A 16,843-nucleotide genomic window follows, 5' to 3' on the forward strand; every position below is an offset into this window, starting at 1 on the left:
GTATCTAATTTATAATAATATTCCACTACATATTATTATCTTATAGGAGGTTTCATATTATGGAACAAAAGACAGATTTATTGGAAAAAGGTGCTATCGTTCAACGTGACAGAGAAACATATGCTATTGCTCCTCATATTCCCGGTGGTGTCATTCTCGATGTTAACGTGTTGAGGAAAATAGCCGACGTCTCAGAAAAATACGGAGCCAAGGCACTCAAACTAACCTCAGCGCAGCGGATTGCCATTGTTGGTATTGCCGAGGATAAAATTGATGCCGTGTGGGAAGAACTAGGGATGGATAAAGGTGCTGCTGTTGGTCTGTGTGTGCGGAGCGTAAAGATTTGTCCGGCCACTCATTTCTGTAAGCGGGCCCAGCAAGATGGTTTAACGTTAGGGCTTGAGATTGATAAATTGTATCATGGCATGGAGTTGCCCGGCAAACTCAAATTTGGGGTTAGCGGCTGTACCAATTCCTGTGCTGAGGGCTGGGTAAAGGATATAGGCCTGATCGGTACCGCTAAAGGCTGGAAAATTGTAATTGGCGGCTGTGCTGGTGCCAGAGCCAGAGTTGCTGATTTATTAACAGAACAAATACCTCAGGAAGAAGTAATCGCGATTATTAATAAAATCATTGCTTACTACAAAGCCAATGCCCGCAAACACGAGCGCATTGGCATGATGATAGATCGTTTAGGCTTAGACAATGTAAAACAGGGTATTCTAGGTTAACAGAGCAGCGCTTGGACAGCCCAAGCGCTTTCCTTTTAGTCTGACAAAAATGTACATATTTTTGGATATATATAATTTGGATATATGTAATACGGATTCTTGGTCAGGAAAAGTGAGGTAGAAATCGTGAATATTGATATTTGTTTTACTCCTAACGATTTTGACGATGAAAAATACAGTAAGTACAGTGCGGTGGTTATTGATGTGCTTAGAGCGACGACAAGTATTGCCACTGCTTGTGCCAATGGCTGTAAAGAGCTAATCCCTGTAAGAACAGTAGCAGAGGCTAACAAGCTTAAAGCTAATAATCCGGATATATTGCTGGCTGGTGAACGCGAAGGCTTGCTTATTCCGGGTTTTAACCTGGGAAATTCGCCTTTTGAATACACACGGGAACAAGTAGCAAGTAAAACAATTGTAATGACAACGACCAACGGAACGTTGGCATTAACCAAAGCAAGTGCGGCTCAAAAGGTATATGCAATGGCTTTTGTTAATGCGGCTGCCATAACAAGTGCTTTACAACTGCAGCAAGACGATGTCGTCATTGTATGTGCCGGTTCGGAGGGGCGGTTTTCCTTGGAAGACACTTTGTGTGCAGGCCTGCTGGCAGAGCGCTTCAGTAAGACTGCTAAACTCAGTGACACCGCATTGGCCGCGCAGGCGATGTACCGTGATTTTGCCGCCGAGTTACTGCCAAGGGTGGCAGAATCGTCACATGCCAGCTATTTACGTAGTATCGGCTTTGAACAAGATGTTATGTTATGTTTACAACAAGATACCTTGTCAGTTATTCCGGTATTTGAAAATGGTATTATAACTGCTTGGCATTAAATAAAGAAAACACGGCTTGTGCCGAGTCTTTGGCGGGCCGAATTGCTATGCCATCCGTGGCGCAATCGGTACTAGCACCATCCAGGCGCGTCGCAGCGGAAGCCGGTGTTGATCCTGTTCTTAAGAAAGTTATATTTCTGTTAGGACAAAAAAAGCTGATTGTTTTTGCAATCAGTTTTCTTGTTTAATTTACCTCTATTAATTATGTAAACTATATGATAAAATGTGTTACGAATCCAAACCATTAAAGGGGAAGGAGTATTATTGTGAAAAGAAAGATAGCCGCTGTCATGTTGATGGTTTTCTCAATGCCAATATTTTCGTTGGCGATGCCTAAAGCAGAGGCTGCGTCTTTGGGAGACCAACTGGCTGAATTATCTGCTGCCAACGCACAGGCTGCCCAGATTGAAGAGTTGTTGAAAATAAAGGATAATTTTGAACAAGGCAATAAACAGGCATTGTGGGGAACTCTTGCCCAATTTGCCCTTGAACGCACCGGAAAAGCGGATATTGTTAATGATATTAGCTCAGTTGCGGCGCAACTGGCAGTCCAGGACCAGGATGTGGCTAAGCAAAACATTGCCCGGGCGGTAGAGACTGCTGTGCGTAGTAGCGTGCAGGAAAAAGTCCAAGCAGAGGTAAGTGACCGTTTAGCCGGATACCAGGATGAGGTGGTCTTGCTTTCTACGTTGCTTACTAACACTAATAACTATTTTGATGCCAAACGCAGTCAAGAATAATATTCATTTGGATCTTAATCCCGCAAAGTGCCATTGGGTTATGGTAGCTAATGCGATGTAATGTGTTAAATTAACCGGCTTTAGCCGGTTAATTTTTTTGTTGGCCTGACAGCATGTAAAATTTCATACCCTTGCGGACAGCTGCATATATTTTCTGAAGAATACAGTCTGTAAGGGGGCGAACCAGGTGAATTCCTTATGGTCGTTTAAAGTCAGGCGTTCACGGATATTTTTCGGTATAGCAGTATTAGCTATTTTAAGCATTGTTTTTAGCATTCTTGGCTTTGAGTATATGGATGAACAGGACCTGGCGGCAATTGATAGTCGGCAACCCTTTGAGGCACCTGCCGGTAAGGTGAGCATTCTAATAAAAGTTCAGTCAAGGGAGTTAGAGCTTCATAACGATGGTGAGCTTTACAAAAAGTACCGGATTGCTGTGGGTAAAAGTAAAACTCCCACTCCTATTGGCGAATGGAATGTTGTATGGAAGGATTATGACTGGGGAACAGGGTTTGGTACTCGCTGGATGGGGTTAAATGTGCCGTGGGGCACATTTGGTATTCATGGGACCAATAAGCCATGGTCAATTGGACAATTTGCCAGCCATGGCTGTATCAGAATGCGCAATAAGGATGTCGAAGAGCTGTTTGAATGGACTCCTATTGGTACTCCGGTAAGCATTACAGGCAGAAATATTAGGATTGAAAGAAATTTGAAATATAAAGCTTCAGGCTCCGACGTAGCTGCGCTGCAGCTTAAACTTAAAGAGATGGGATACTTTCAGGGACGGGCTGACGGCTTGTTTGGCACTATGACAGAAGAAGCGGTTAAAGCTTATCAAGCAGATAAAGGGGTAGCTGTTACCGGTGTAGCGAGTAAGGAGTTATGCACGGCGCTGGGAATATAATGTTTGCCTCCAATTTTTCCTGAAATTTTTAAATAACTGAAAGAAATAGACGATATGACAAGAATATACCATGATATCGAATTTGACCAAGCTTGCAATTTGGTATATTATATTTATAATGCCGAATCCTTATATGGTACGGGGGAACCAATAGAAATACAGGGGTGAATCCGCAATCGCGGTAGGGCGTTCTCACATTCTCTTTTGCCCAAACCCGACAGCTAACCTCGGAGGCGCATTGTAAGAGAGGTGAAACCATTGAAAAGAGCCTTTTGGGCGTTTACTTTTGCATTGGTCATGCTGTTTGCAGTAAGCAGCCCATCGGTCGGACTGACTGCGGAGCAGCCGGAAAAAGCGCCGATTGCTGTTGGCGCACGTGGCGATGAAGTACGAGCGGTGCAGAAGTTTTTGGCAGATGGTGGTTTTTATGCCGGCGCGATTGATGGGATCTTCGGTCCGATTACCGCTAAGGCCGTAAAAGAATTTCAACGTAATAATGACCTTGAAGTAACGGGGATTGTTGACAAAGAAACATTCGCCTATCTTGGGCGCTTGACGAGTGAACCCAGCAGATACAGCCGCTCTATTGTTATGAAGGCATCAGCGTATACGGCGCATGATCCTGGAAATGGCAGCTATACATACCGGGGCAATTATTTACGTAAGGGTTTGGTTGCTGTCGATCCATCGGTTATTCCTTTGGGAACCAGATTGTATATTAAAGGATATGGGTATGCAGTAGCTGACGATATCGGCAGTGCGATTAAGGGTAACCGTATTGATTTGGCTTATGAGAACCGCCGCGAGGCTTTGGCTTTTGGCGTTCGGCAAGTAACAGTATACATACTTGACTAAAGAGGCTTAGCAGAGTAAGCCTCTTTTTTTTATTCCAAAGCCGGTTATCCTGGAATATTAATAACTTCCAAGTATTATACTACACTTAGAATTGTGCAAATATACGGGGGCGTGTCTAAGTTGAACTTCATCTCAAGCGAAATGCTGCCATTAGTATTAGCGTTGATTTCCGGGGTATTAATGGCGGTGCAGGGGTCGCTGAATTCTTCGTTAAGTAAAGTTATTGGTCTTTTGGAGGCCACATTTATTGTACAAATTACCGGAAGTTTGTTGGTAATGATCTTGCTGTTTTTGTTTAAAATGGGTAAGGGGAATTTGTACGCATGGCAAGGAGCACCTTGGTATTCCTGGTTGGGAGGTATGATTGGCGTTGCCATAATATATTTGGTAGCTGCCAGTATCCCCAGTGTTGGTGTAGCCAATGCTACTACCGCTATAATTGTCGGACAAGTATTGACGGCCATTCTCATTGATCATTTTGGCGGCTTTGGCCTTGAACGTATGGCTTGCAGCCCTCAACAGCTGTTTGGCTTAGTATTACTTGCAGTTGGCGCTAAACTGCTGTTAAAATAGCGCGTTTTTTCATTTTTTTGCAATTTGGGTGTTAACAAAAAAATCATTATGCGGTATACTTATCTTTAGTATTTTTTTGTATTATGCGAACAATAAGGAGGCAAGGCATGGATTTTAACTTTACTCCCGACCAACTGGATCTACAAAAGATGGTAAAGGATTTTGTGGCTAAAGAAATTACTCCGCACGCTTTAGAAATGGATAAAGACGGTGTGGTTCCAGCTGATCTGTGGAAGAAGCTTGATGAAGCAGGCTTGCTCAATTTAACTGTTCCTGAAGAGTATGATGGACCAGGTCTTGATGCCCTTTCAATCGCTCTTATCTATGAGGAACTGGGAAAAGGGTGTGCTGGTGTAGCTACAACAACGGCAGCCAATGCTTTAGCTTCTTATCCGGTAGTATTATTGGGTACTGATGAGCAAAAGCGGAAGATGTTTGATGTTCTTAATAATGGTAAATTAGCCGCTTTTGCGCTGACTGAGCCAGGTGCCGGTTCTGACGCAGGAGCAGTTGCCACTACCGCTGTTAAAGACGGCGAAGATTATATTCTTAATGGAACAAAGTGTTTTATTACTAATGGTGGCATTGCTGAAATTTATATTATTTTTGCTAATACCCGTAAAACAGCCGGTATCCGTGGCCTGACTGCTTTTATTGTCGATCGCGGCACTCCGGGTTTTACAGTTGGTAAAGAAGAAGAAAAGATGGGGATCAGGGCCTCTAATACCTGCGAATTGGTGTTAGACAACGTGCGTATTCCGGCAACTAACCGTATTGGCCGTGAAGGAGAAGGTTTCAAGATTGCCATGAAAACACTGGATGCTGCCCGGCCGTTTGTTGGTGCGGTATCGGTGGGATTGGCTCAGGCGGCTTTTGAATTGGCTGTTAAATACTCCAAGGAGCGCGTACAATTTGATAAGCCTATTGCTTCGTTCCAGCTTGTACAGGCTATGCTGGCTGATATGGCGATGCAAATTGAGGCTGCCCGGCTGCTGGTTTATAAAGCCTGCTGGCTGAAAGACCAGGGTGTGGATTATACTAAAGAATCTGCCATTGCTAAATGCTTTGCTGCTGACACGGCGATGAAGGTTACGGTGGATGCTGTTCAAGTGCTGGGCGGATATGGTTATTCCAAAGAGTATCCTGCGGAGAAATATATGCGTGATGCTAAAATCATGCAGATTTACGAAGGAACCAACCAAATTCAACGTCTGGTAATTGCCAACAATATTCTGTACTAATTTATAAAGTACCTTGACTTTTATAATTAACCGTAATATAATTTACCTGAGTTGAGGGACTATAGCTCAGTTGGTTAGAGTACTACGTTGACATCGTAGGGGTCACTGGTTCGAGTCCAGTTAGTCCCACCAGAATGCAAAAAAACAGGCTCACAGAAATGTATCTGTGGGCTTTTCTGTTTTTTAAGAAACTTAGCTATTTTCGTTACTTTTTTGATAGGTTTACGTTTATTGTAATAACAAAGTGATTTTTAAAAAGGAGAGTATCGTGATATGCAATATAAAAAACAAATTGCGGGAATTATATCGGCTGTAGTTCTTTTTGTTCCGTCAGTGTACCTGGCACAGGAAGGCTCTTATGAGACTAATACAGTGAAAACCGTTTATAATGCGGCAGGTCATGTTACCGGTGCGGCGCGCAGCTTGGCAATGGAACCGGCAAAAATTGAGCTGCCTGCCGGGAGGTATGTACTTGACGCTAAAATTGCCGATGTTACTGGTGATGCTATCGAAGACAATATCTTCTTAATTGGTCGCAAAGCAAAACCGGACGCTATATATGCCGACCAAATCGATATCATAGTTCAAAATGGTGCGACCGGTAACCAGGTGTCTACTCAATTGGAGAATTTCGGCGGTTACGAAGCTAAGTTGTTTGTGGGAGATTTTGACGGCGATAAGATCAGTGATGTTATGGTGTCGGCACCAACAGGTGGCAGCGGCGGCATTGTGGGACACGTTATCGCTACTTTCAGTGGCGCCGAACCGAAGGTGATTTTTGCTGAAAAGAATAATGGTGGAGCAAAGTTTACCGGCAGGTTTGTTGATGGCTTTAAAGCCGAATTAGTCAACGAAAATACCGGACGCAGTACCATTGTTGATCTCAGTGCTAATAAAGACAGGTATCTTGGCAGTAATGTGTATAGCCCGGAAGGTAAGCTTTTAAAAGAAGTTAAGCCATACTCCTATCCATTTTCAGTAATAGAACCCATTGATTTTAGCCGTAACGGCACCTATGAGCTTCGTGGTCATCAACGGGTGGTAGGGGCATACAACGCTGATCTGGTGGCCAATGTAACTTCCATATGGAAATATGAAGACAATGAATGGCGGATAAGGCAGATTGAAGTAGCAACAGTATTATTGTCAATGAATGAGCAAGGAAATTAACAGAATTTTTAAAGGAAAAAATAGCTTTATAGCGAATATATGCTTTTATTGAGAGTGGTGTTGCTCATTACTTGAATGGAGATATTATATGGGACTTCCAGCTTTTGATGTGCTGGGGTTTTTGCTTGAGCTATTTAAGGGGTTTTGTGTTTTATATACTGTTACTAATTTGGCTGCCCAGCATTATCGCACTAAACTATTGGTGCTACTGCACGAATCTTCAGGGCCGAACCATGTCGGCATCATGTTTTTCCTGGTGTTATCCGGACTGGCTATGATTTTTCCCATACAGTTGCCTTACTTAGATGTTTTCTTTTTTGATTTACGGTTGTCTGTTATCATTTTATCCACTTTATATATAGGTGTGGCAGATAGTTTTATTGTTGCGACCGCAACCTTGGTGTTCCGTATGCTAAAAGGCGGACTTGACTGGATATGGTGGGCTGCCGGAATCTATGTGTATGTGGCCAGCGCTTATCTGATTATCAAGAACATACGATCCAGGAACCTCGGTTTATTTGCGGCTTCTGTTGTTATTACCGCTCTCCATCTTGGATTACTGGCAATTTTATCAGCTTATCATCCCGGATTTAATTTTGTATCTCCGTTTGTAGCAGCAGATAATTTTCTATTATTGGCCATGACCTTGTTAATGAGTATTCCTTTGTCGGTGCATATGCTTGATTTGTCTCTTAGCCGCATTTTAGCTTTTCAAAATCAGTATAGCGAGCTTCAGTATAAGGCCGATACCGACGGACTGACTGGATTATTGAACCGGCGGCGTTTTCAGGAATTATTTAGTCAATTGCCGGCATTATATCCGGGTAAACCGTTATCAGTACTGATGATTGATGTTGATGAATTTAAAAAATACAATGATACTTTTGGGCATCCGCAAGGGGATGTGGTTTTACGACGTCTTGCCGCCCTGCTTGCAAATAATGTGAGAGAATCCGATATAGTTACCCGATACGGCGGGGAAGAATTTATTATTGGCTTGCCTAACACAGCCGCACAAGAAGCCGTAAGGATTGCAGAAACTATTCGGGGAGCAATCGAGAATACTCCCTTTTACGGACGGCAAATAACGGTTTCTATTGGAATTATGTCCTGTACAACTAGTGACATTTCGATGGAAACAATGATTGCCGGAGCTGATACGCAATTGTATCGAGCTAAGAAAGCAGGACGTAATCAGGTGTGTTTAGAATTTGTCATATAACAGTAATTTAAATATAGAAAAAAACCTTGTCAAAATTGACAAGGTTTTTTTCTGGTGGCGGCGCAGGGATTTGAACCCCGGACACTTCGGGTATGAACCGAATGCTCTAGCCAGCTGAGCTACGCCGCCGTATTAAAATGGAGCTAGTGACCGGGATTGAACCGGTGACCTTATCCTTACCAAGGATACGCTCTACCGACTGAGCTACACCAGCGTTGGTTGCGGGGACAGGACTTGAACCTGTGACCTTCGGGTTATGAGCCCGACGAGCTACCAACTGCTCCACCCCGCGATGAGATTTTTTGTCACAAATTAGATTATATAGTACACCGGATACTATGTCAATCTATTTTAAAACACCATTTTAAAAAAATGTTATATCAAACCTGATAAAGTGATACTTATTGCCAGTAAGACGGCATTGACTCCTGTCAATAAATGGTGTATATTAAATTATTGTACTGTTTACGTTATTATGATACTGCCATTACTAGTCTTGATAAGATTATTCCCGCTAATTGGATAGATATGCTGTAATTTCAACAGACTAACTTTAGGAGGCAGAAATGTCAAATATTATTCCCGAAATTGTTAAACGCCGCACCTTTGCCATTATATCCCACCCGGACGCCGGTAAAACCACATTAACTGAAAAACTGCTGCTTTACGGCGGCGCCATCCGGCTGGCCGGTTCTGTAAAAGCCAGAAAAGCGCAGAAACACGCGGTATCTGACTGGATGGAAATTGAGAAACAGCGTGGTATTTCAGTAACCTCCAGTGTACTGCAATTTGATTACGACGGTTTTCGTGTTAACATATTAGATACTCCTGGTCACCAGGACTTTAGTGAGGACACGTACCGCACCTTGATGGCTGCCGACAGTGCGGTAATGCTTATTGACGCGGCTAAAGGCGTTGAAGACCAAACCAAAAAACTGTTTCAGGTTTGTAAGCAGCGGGGTATACCGGTATTCACCTTTGTTAATAAGCTTGACCGCTATGGACGTAATCCCTTTGAATTGATGGAAGAAATAGAAAAGGTTCTCGGCATTCGGGCCTATCCGATGAACTGGCCTATTGGCATTGATGGCAACTACAGCGGTGTTTATATACGCGAGCAGGCGCAGATTGAATTATTCGAACACAGCGGCGTTCACGGACAATGTGCTTTGCCTTCAACAAAAGGCGGTGTGGATGATCCGGCTTTTAAAGAATTGCTTGGTGATGAAATTCATCAGGCATTATGTGACGACATTGAACTGCTGGATATGGCCGGGGAGGAGTTTGATTTTGCTAAAGTAGCCGGCGGCGAACTTACTCCCATGTTCTTTGGCAGTGCCATGACCAATTTTGGTGTAAGACTGTTCCTGGAAGACTTTTTACGATTAGCTCCTGCACCGATGCCGAGAGAATCGTCTGAAGGGTTGATTGCTCCGGACGATGAAAAGTTTTCAGCATTTGTATTTAAAATTCAGGCCAATATGAATCCGGCTCACCGGGACCGTCTGGCTTTTATGAGAATATGTTCCGGTAAGTTTGAACGGGGTATGGCTGTATATCATGCACAGTCGGGAAAATCGGTGAAGCTAGCCCAACCGCAACAGTTTTTAGCTCAAGAGCGAACCATCATTGATGAGGCGTATCCGGGAGATATTGTGGGGCTGTTTGATCCTGGAATTTTTGGGATTGGCGATACGCTGTGCCAGGAAGGCTTCGAGTTTACTTTCCGGGACTTTCCGGTATTTCCCCCCGAGCAATTTGCCAGGGTTCAGGCTAAAGATACCATGAAGCGCAAACAATTTATCAAAGGCATGACCCAGCTTACCCAGGAAGGGGCTGTTCAGGTATTTCGCCAACCGGATTATCCGGTAGAATCTTTTATCATTGGGGTTGTCGGCTCATTGCAGTTTGAGGTACTGGAGTACCGTCTTAAACACGAATATGGTGTGGATATCTTAATGAACAAGCTGCCGTACTCCATCGCCAGATGGCTCTATGGTCCAAACCTTGATGTAAAGTCTATGAAAAATATGGACAATGGACTTTTGATCCAGGATATAAAAGACCGGCCGGTCGCATTAATTAGTAATGAGTGGCAGCTCAGATGGGTCATGGAACGCAACCCGGATATTGAGTTTTTGATTGTGCCTGAAGACGCGCGACAAGCGTAAAGGAGGTAGGGTGTATGTACAGCTTTCCTTTAGAATTGGATGAAGTCATCATCAAGAAATGTCTTGCCAGTTATACTTGTAACGGAGATGTTTTAAACGGAGCGCTCTATTTGACAGACAACCGTCTGGTTTTTGTTGGTTATGCGCTTAGCATTACCAATAAATATATGGAGGAAGTACCGCTGACCCATATTAAGGAATTGCAGGCAGTAAAGACTTTTTTCGTTATTCCCAATGCGTTACAGGTGGTTACTATTCAGGATAAAGTAATTAAATTTGTTGTAAAAGGCCGTAATGAATGGCTTGAGGCTGTTAACAACCAATTAAGGGCAGTTAACTAATTCGATAAAACACTTTGCTCCCCTCATTGTATGCAAATAAGCTCTGAAACATATACTATATGAGAAGGGAGTGAGGGTGGTGAAGTTACTTTCGATCGGCCTGAACGGAACAACCGGAAATATTAGGGAAAAGCTGGAATGCGACTGTAAAACGCTGACCCAAGAAGGCTTCCGTGTAGTCATAGAAGAGCTTGATAAAGGCGGCTATACATTTCTTGGTTTAAATATCAGTGATGGCGAGTTATCATTTCGCAATTATGAGCGAATAAAGAATGTGCTGAAAAATAGTGTATCCCAGATACTCGCTGATTGGATCATTAGTAATGAAGAACATAAAATCATCAATAAGATGGTTACCAACAATTACTTTTATTTTAACCATGACGAACGGGCTGTAGTCGAATCAAATACCTTAAAAGCACTTGGTGTCTGTCCGGCAGTGCGTTATAAGCTAATATTGTCCCGTATTTTAGAATATCTGGATAATCACCATGTGCTGGTACTGGAGGGCTTCCTAAATTTTCGTCTCAAAGATTACCGCCTGCACCTGTCAGAGGTTATTGATAATGTTGTTGACGATTTTATGATGGAGCTTGAGTACAAGGAATTTATACGGGTTTTGCGCTATTTTGTCGATGTTCAGGAGCCGCGGGTAGAAGAGGCTCATCTGGTTATTAATAGCCCTGGCGTATTCCAAATTTATGACTCGCACGGTAAAATAATAAATAATCAATATGTAGAGAACTCGCTAATGCCGAATTGTAATACCGATGATGCTGATAATCTTAACTATGAAGATTTGGTAGTAAGCGCCTTAATAACTATTGCTCCACGTAATATCATGGTACATACCAGTGACCGGCTGAGCGACAAAGAGGTCCTGGAGACAATCAAGAGTGTGTTTGAAGGACGTGTCGTAGTGTGTGAGGGTTGCGAACTGTGTATTCCTGCCGGTAAATCTACCCATACGGAGTTGTAACCTTGACAATACCGCTCAACTCGTATATAATTCTTGATAATTAAATACTGCTGTTGAACAGTGATGCCGAGGATATGATTATGTTTTGAAGGGCGTCCAGAGAGAAGATGTCACAGGCTGAAAACATCTTTACGCATACCATGCATGATTACCACCTCTAAACTGCCTAGCCGAACTTAAGTAAGCTTTGCCGGGGTATTTCCCCGTTATCAAAATCTGAGATGGCGTTTTGCCAAAACAGGGTGGAACCACGGGTATAAAACTCTCGTCCCTACAGGGACTGGGAGTTTTTTTATTTTTGTTAGTAGGAGGCTGTCGAAAATGAACAAAATTAATATGACATTAAAAGACGGAGCAGTGCGTGAACTTAAGCAGGGAATAACACTGGCAGAGGCTGCTGCCTCAATTAGCCGCAACCTGGCGAAAGCTGCACTGGTTGCTAAAGTAGATGGACAAGTGACCGATTTGTCTGCTGAATTGGAACAAGATGCAGCTGTCGAATTTTTTACATTTGAAGATGCGGAAGGTAAAGATGCTTTACGTCATACCTCTTCCCACATTTTGGCTCAGGCTGTTAAACGCCTGTATCCTGATGCTAAATTAGGGATTGGTCCGGCTATTGCCAATGGCTTTTACTATGACTTTGATACTGCCCATACATTCACGCCTGAGGATTTAGAAAAAATTCAGGCAGAAATGGAAAAAATCGTTAAGGCAAACTTACCGCTTGAGCGCATGACACTCAGTCGTGAGGAAGCCATTAAGCTGTTTGGCGAACAAGGGGAAAGCTACAAACAAGAGCTGATTCGTGATCTGCCGGAAGATGTGGAAATATCTATCTATAAGCAAGGCGAATTTATAGATTTATGTGCCGGGCCGCATGTTCAGTCTACCGGACGCGTTAAGGCAATTAAGCTGCAAAGTATTGCCGGCGCCTACTGGCGCGGGGACGAAAAAAGGAAAATGCTGCAGCGTATTTATGGTACTTCCTTTGAAAAGAAGGCAGATTTGGATGCCTATATAACCATGATGGAGGAAGCCGCCAAACGGGATCACCGCAAGCTTGGCCGTGAACTTGATCTATTCAGCATCCAGGAAGAAGGTCCGGGTTTTCCTTTCTTTCATCCCAAAGGAATGGTTATCCGTAATGAACTGGAAGCTTTCTGGCGCAAGCTGCATATTAAGTATGGCTATCAAGAAATCAAAACTCCGATTATCCTGCACCAAAAACTATGGCAGCAATCAGGGCACTGGGATCACTATCGTCAGAACATGTATTTCACCGAAATTGACGAAGAAGGTTATGCGGTAAAACCGATGAACTGTCCTGGCGGTATCTTGGTATACCGTACTCAGCACCACAGCTATCGTGATTTTCCCCTGCGCACCTGCGAGTTGGGACTTGTTCACAGGCATGAAATTTCCGGAGCGCTGCACGGACTTATGCGCGTACGCAGCTTTACGCAGGATGATTCTCATATCTTCATGCTGCCTTCCCAGATTAAGAACGAAATTAAGAAGGTCATCGAACTCTTTAATACCGTATACAGTGTCTTTGGCTTATCCTATCATGCTGAACTGAGTACTAAACCGGAAAAGGCCATGGGGTCTGATGAAATCTGGGAAACAGCAACAACTGCGCTGAAAGAGGCGATGGAAGAGCTGAACATGCCTTTCAAAATTAATCCAGGGGATGGCGCTTTTTATGGTCCGAAAATTGATTTTCACTTAAAAGATTCCATCGGACGTACCTGGCAATGCGGCACCATTCAGCTTGACATGCTGATGCCGGAAAAATTTGATCTTACCTATATTGGCGAAGATGGTCAAAAACACCGCCCGGTAATGATCCATCGCGTTGCCTATGGCAGCATAGAGCGCTTTATCGGTATTTTGATTGAGCATTATGCCGGCGCTTTTCCGATGTGGCTTGCTCCAGTGCAGGCTAAGATTCTGCCGATTAGTGAGCGTCATGCCAATTATGCCCAAGAAATCGCCCAGGCGATGCGTGATCAGGATATTCGGGTAGAAGTAGATGATCGCAATGAAAAAATCGGCTATAAGATTCGTGAAGCTCAGTTGCAAAAAACACCTTATATGTTGGTTGTGGGCGATAAAGAAGCCGAATCCCGTACTGTGTCTGTTCGTAAACGGGGAGAAGGCGATATTGGAGCAATGCCTGTTGAACAATTTATAACCACAGCCATTGCCGAAATTATTGCCAAGAGATGACAAGGAAAATCCATAAAGATTTGAAAAAAGCTTGACTTCCTTGCCGATAGGTGTTAACATTATCAGGTAATTGAATTTTGCATTAAGCAGAAGCCATCCGCTTCTCACCTTACGACGCCTGGGGGCAGTTAGTAAGGTAACAGTAGGCAATCATTTTGATATGCTATTACGCGGGTGGTTTATACCACCCGTTTTTTATTTTATTTGACAAATATCAGGAGGTGAGCGGCAATTAGCAAAGAAACTTTAAAGATCAATGAAGAAATTCGCGCCAGGGAAATTCGATTGGTCGGCAACGCCAATGAACAGTTAGGGATTATGTCGCTGAGAGACGCGTTACGTTTAGCAGCTGAGCAAAATCTTGACTTAGTCGAAGTAGCACCAACTGCCAAACCGCCAGTATGCCGGATTATGGATTTCGGTAAATTCAGGTATGAGCAGCAAAAACGCGACAAAGAAGTCAAAAAGAAGCAAAAGGTAATTACGCTTAAAGAGGTTAAACTCCGTCCGAATATTGAGGACCATGATTTTAATGTTAAGCTGAAAAATGCCCAGCGTTTCTTGGAAGATGGCGATAAAGTCAAGGTAACTATCATGTTCAGAGGTAGAGAACTTTCTCATCCCGAACTTGGTAAGCAAGTGCTTGTAAGAATGGCGACCTTGCTTAAGGATATGGCTAATATCGAACGTGAGGCTAAGCTCGAAGGTAAAAATATGATTATGATTGTAGCTCCTAAGCCCAACACTACGCAATCCAGCACATAAATAGAAAGGGGATATCCAATAATGCCAAAAATGAAAACCCGTAGAAGTGCCGCAAAACGCTTTAGAGTGACTGGCAGCGGTGAATTTAAACGCGCCAAAGCTTTCAAGAGCCATATTCTTGAGAAAAAATCTCCGGCCCGTAAACGCAACCTGCGTAAAGCCACTATGGTTAGCAAGTCTGATCATGAGCGCGTAGTAAAAATGCTTCCTTACGCATAGAATCAAACAATTTATTTATAAGTACATCAGGAGGTATGTGACATGCCAAGAGTTAAAAAAGGTGTTACTGCACATAGACGACATAAAAAGATTCTTAAATTAGCTAAAGGCTATCGCGGTTCCAAGAGCAAGCTGTTTAAAAAAGCAAATGAAACAGTGATGAAAGCTCTGTATTATGCCCGCCGCGACCGCCGCGCCAAAAAAGGTGATTTCCGTAAATTATGGATTACCCGGATTAATGCTGCCGCTCGTATTAACGGTATCTCCTACAGCCAGCTGATCAATGGACTGAAAAAAGCCGGGGTAGAAGTTAACCGTAAAATGTTAGCCGATATGGCAGTTAACGATATGCCTGCATTTGGTAAACTGGTAAGCACTGCAAAAGAACAACTGTAGATTTCAATCAAAACTTCCGGATAATTCCGGGAGTTTTTTATTTTATCCTGATAGAAAGTATAACTTTCGCCTGGATCAGGGCAACATCGGCTTCCACCCTTCGCTGAGGCTCGGCGCAAGCCGTGTTTTCTTTATGGATGTATAATATTTATAAATATAGGAATTACTATAGGCAATTCAATAAACGTTTAGCAATAAAATCCATAAATGGAGACTTGATTCAGATGGGTTTTGACCCCATCTGAATCTTAGTCGGAATTATCCAGGGACTTAGCCGCTCGCCTGTGCCCGTAAGGGGATAACTTCCAGCTTGCAGAAGCGGGAGTCTTAGAGCGGGTTAGTCATCGGATAAAAAGATTATGTAGTGTGAAAAATTTGATTTTTTTAAATTTTTATTATAATGGCAGGTTTTTTTAGGGTAGTGGCGAATAAAATGGATATAGGAGAATTCCAGTACAACTACATATTGGCGTAATAAAACAAAAAAGGAGGAGTTAGACTTGGCCCTGGTAACAATGAAAGAATTACTTCAGGATGCAAGAAAAAGAAAGTATGCTGTAGGCGGTTTTAACGTATTTAATTTTGAGACTTTAGGCGCGGTTATTGAGGTGGCAGAAGAACTAAAAACTCCCCTGGTGCTTGGCATTCCCGAGCGTTTGTTTAAATTTGTCGATGTTGATACACTGAGTGCTGCCATGAGCAGAGCTGCGCAGAAGGCTTCTGTGCCTGTTGCTCTCCATCTTGATCATGGTTATACTTATGAAGGAGTGATGAAAGCCATTCGCTGGGGCTTCACTTCTGTTATGTTTGATGGTTCAGCCCTGGCGTTTGAGGACAACTTAAAACGTACCAAAGAAATTACCCGCATAGCCCATTCTCTCGGTGTATCTGTCGAGGGTGAATTGGGCTATGTTGGTTGTTACGGCAATATTCACGATATACAAGAGGAAAATTTGGTTAAACCCGAACTGGCCCAGAGTTTTGTGGAAAAAACTAAAGTGGATGCTTTGGCAGTGGCTGTAGGGACTAACCACGGAGTATACCGCGGCGGTACTAAACTTAACTTCTCCCGTTTATCGGAACTCAACAATGCGGTAAACGTACCCTTGGTTATGCATGGTGGCTCAAAACTGACCAGAGAGGAATATCAAAGCTCAATTCAGTCAGGTATAACAAAAGTCAACATTGCCACCGATATGTCAATGGCTGCCGGCGAAACCTTAAGAAATGAACTTACTAAAAATCAGTCTGCCAATTACATTCAACTCATGTCAACAGTAAAAAAAGGTGTAAAAGATTCAGTCCGCCGGTATATGCTATCCTTTGACTGCATCTCAAAGGCAATATAGCAAAAAAAACAATTATTTAATACCCCCGGTATTGGAAATCCGGGGGTATTTTCATGCCTGCTGCAAATTAGTTTATGCCAAATCTTGTTTACTTTTCTTGTTTTGGGTATAATCTTTA

General features: G+C 43.0%; 17 protein-coding genes, 4 tRNA genes, 1 riboswitch and 1 other annotated feature. Of the genes, 18 read left to right on the top strand and 3 right to left on the bottom strand.

The window, feature by feature from the left end; genetic code table 11:
- Window positions 1-59: 59 nt before the first annotated feature.
- The 10 genes from SPSPH_RS09790 to SPSPH_RS09835 all read left to right on the top strand — a co-directional run bounded on the left by SPSPH_RS09790 (window position 60) and on the right by SPSPH_RS09835 (window position 8,273).
- Window positions 60-731: an NAD(P)/FAD-dependent oxidoreductase gene (locus SPSPH_RS09790; RefSeq protein ID WP_075755507.1), complete on the top strand. Its 672-nt coding sequence runs from the start codon at window positions 60-62 to the stop codon at window positions 729-731.
- Between the two features lie 126 nt (window positions 732-857).
- Window positions 858-1,565, top strand: coding sequence for a 2-phosphosulfolactate phosphatase (locus tag SPSPH_RS09795; protein WP_075755508.1), 708 nt, complete (start codon window positions 858-860; stop codon window positions 1,563-1,565).
- Between the two features lie 266 nt (window positions 1,566-1,831).
- Complete coding sequence (locus SPSPH_RS09800) at window positions 1,832-2,305, top strand: hypothetical protein (protein WP_075755510.1); 474 nt, start codon at window positions 1,832-1,834, stop codon at window positions 2,303-2,305.
- A 187-nt stretch (window positions 2,306-2,492) separates the two neighbouring features.
- The gene (locus SPSPH_RS09805) at window positions 2,493-3,212 is read left to right on the top strand and encodes a L,D-transpeptidase family protein (RefSeq protein ID WP_075755511.1); all 720 of its coding nucleotides are present in this window, start codon (window positions 2,493-2,495) and stop codon (window positions 3,210-3,212) included.
- A gap of 109 nt (window positions 3,213-3,321) precedes the next feature.
- A riboswitch (cyclic di-AMP (ydaO/yuaA leader) is annotated at window positions 3,322-3,464 on the top strand.
- Window positions 3,462-4,067, top strand: a complete 606-nt coding sequence (locus tag SPSPH_RS09810) for a peptidoglycan-binding protein (RefSeq protein ID WP_373325884.1) — start codon at window positions 3,462-3,464, stop codon at window positions 4,065-4,067. It overlaps the preceding riboswitch by 3 nt.
- Before the next feature lie 120 nt (window positions 4,068-4,187).
- A complete protein-coding gene (locus SPSPH_RS09815) occupies window positions 4,188-4,640 on the top strand; it encodes a DMT family transporter (RefSeq protein WP_244915960.1) in 453 nt (150 codons plus the stop codon).
- A gap of 107 nt (window positions 4,641-4,747) precedes the next feature.
- Window positions 4,748-5,881 carry an acyl-CoA dehydrogenase family protein gene (locus tag SPSPH_RS09820; RefSeq protein WP_075755512.1) on the top strand — a complete coding sequence of 378 codons (1,134 nt, stop codon included), beginning with the start codon at window positions 4,748-4,750 and terminating at the stop codon, window positions 5,879-5,881.
- 55 nt (window positions 5,882-5,936) lie between these two features.
- Window positions 5,937-6,013, top strand: a tRNA-Val gene (locus SPSPH_RS09825).
- 141 nt (window positions 6,014-6,154) lie between these two features.
- Window positions 6,155-7,051 (top strand): integrin alpha, encoded by an 897-nt coding sequence (locus SPSPH_RS09830; RefSeq protein ID WP_075755513.1) that lies wholly within the window; start codon window positions 6,155-6,157, stop codon window positions 7,049-7,051.
- Window positions 7,052-7,139: 88 nt separating this feature from the next.
- Window positions 7,140-8,273, top strand: coding sequence for a GGDEF domain-containing protein (locus SPSPH_RS09835; RefSeq protein ID WP_075755514.1), 1,134 nt, complete (start codon window positions 7,140-7,142; stop codon window positions 8,271-8,273).
- A gap of 52 nt (window positions 8,274-8,325) precedes the next feature.
- On the opposite strand, the gene SPSPH_RS09840 is transcribed toward SPSPH_RS09835, so the two are convergent.
- The 3 genes from SPSPH_RS09840 to SPSPH_RS09850 form a co-directional block, all read right to left on the bottom strand.
- Window positions 8,326-8,402, bottom strand: a tRNA-Met gene (locus SPSPH_RS09840).
- A 9-nt stretch (window positions 8,403-8,411) separates the two neighbouring features.
- A tRNA-Thr gene (locus SPSPH_RS09845) sits at window positions 8,412-8,487 on the bottom strand.
- 2 nt (window positions 8,488-8,489) lie between these two features.
- Window positions 8,490-8,565 (bottom strand) — tRNA-Met (locus SPSPH_RS09850).
- A 274-nt stretch (window positions 8,566-8,839) separates the two neighbouring features.
- Between SPSPH_RS09850 and SPSPH_RS09855 the strand changes: the two genes are divergently transcribed.
- From SPSPH_RS09855 to SPSPH_RS09890, 8 genes are all read left to right on the top strand, one after another.
- Window positions 8,840-10,444, top strand: coding sequence for a peptide chain release factor 3 (locus SPSPH_RS09855; protein WP_075755515.1), 1,605 nt, complete (start codon window positions 8,840-8,842; stop codon window positions 10,442-10,444).
- A gap of 14 nt (window positions 10,445-10,458) precedes the next feature.
- Window positions 10,459-10,785, top strand: coding sequence for a GRAM domain-containing protein (locus SPSPH_RS09860; protein WP_075755516.1), 327 nt, complete (start codon window positions 10,459-10,461; stop codon window positions 10,783-10,785).
- A 79-nt stretch (window positions 10,786-10,864) separates the two neighbouring features.
- Window positions 10,865-11,764, top strand: a complete 900-nt coding sequence (gene ytxC / locus SPSPH_RS09865) for a putative sporulation protein YtxC (protein ID WP_075755517.1) — start codon at window positions 10,865-10,867, stop codon at window positions 11,762-11,764.
- 321 nt (window positions 11,765-12,085) lie between these two features.
- Entirely contained in the window at window positions 12,086-13,996 is a 1,911-nt protein-coding gene (thrS, locus tag SPSPH_RS09870; protein ID WP_075755518.1) for a threonine--tRNA ligase, read from the top strand.
- A 78-nt stretch (window positions 13,997-14,074) separates the two neighbouring features.
- Window positions 14,075-14,202: a sequence feature (ribosomal protein L20 leader region), on the top strand.
- Between the two features lie 25 nt (window positions 14,203-14,227).
- Entirely contained in the window at window positions 14,228-14,761 is a 534-nt protein-coding gene (gene infC / locus SPSPH_RS09875) for a translation initiation factor IF-3 (RefSeq protein ID WP_075755519.1), read from the top strand.
- A 21-nt stretch (window positions 14,762-14,782) separates the two neighbouring features.
- Window positions 14,783-14,980 (top strand): 50S ribosomal protein L35, encoded by a 198-nt coding sequence (gene rpmI / locus SPSPH_RS09880; protein ID WP_075755520.1) that lies wholly within the window; start codon window positions 14,783-14,785, stop codon window positions 14,978-14,980.
- A gap of 42 nt (window positions 14,981-15,022) precedes the next feature.
- A complete protein-coding gene (gene rplT, locus SPSPH_RS09885) occupies window positions 15,023-15,376 on the top strand; it encodes a 50S ribosomal protein L20 (protein ID WP_075755521.1) in 354 nt (117 codons plus the stop codon).
- Between the two features lie 500 nt (window positions 15,377-15,876).
- A complete protein-coding gene (locus SPSPH_RS09890) occupies window positions 15,877-16,725 on the top strand; it encodes a class II fructose-bisphosphate aldolase (RefSeq protein ID WP_075755522.1) in 849 nt (282 codons plus the stop codon).
- Window positions 16,726-16,843: the final 118 nt, after the last annotated feature.

Origin of the sequence: Sporomusa sphaeroides DSM 2875 (assembly GCF_001941975.2) — a bacterium.
Lineage (GTDB): Bacteria > Bacillota > Negativicutes > Sporomusales > Sporomusaceae > Sporomusa > Sporomusa sphaeroides.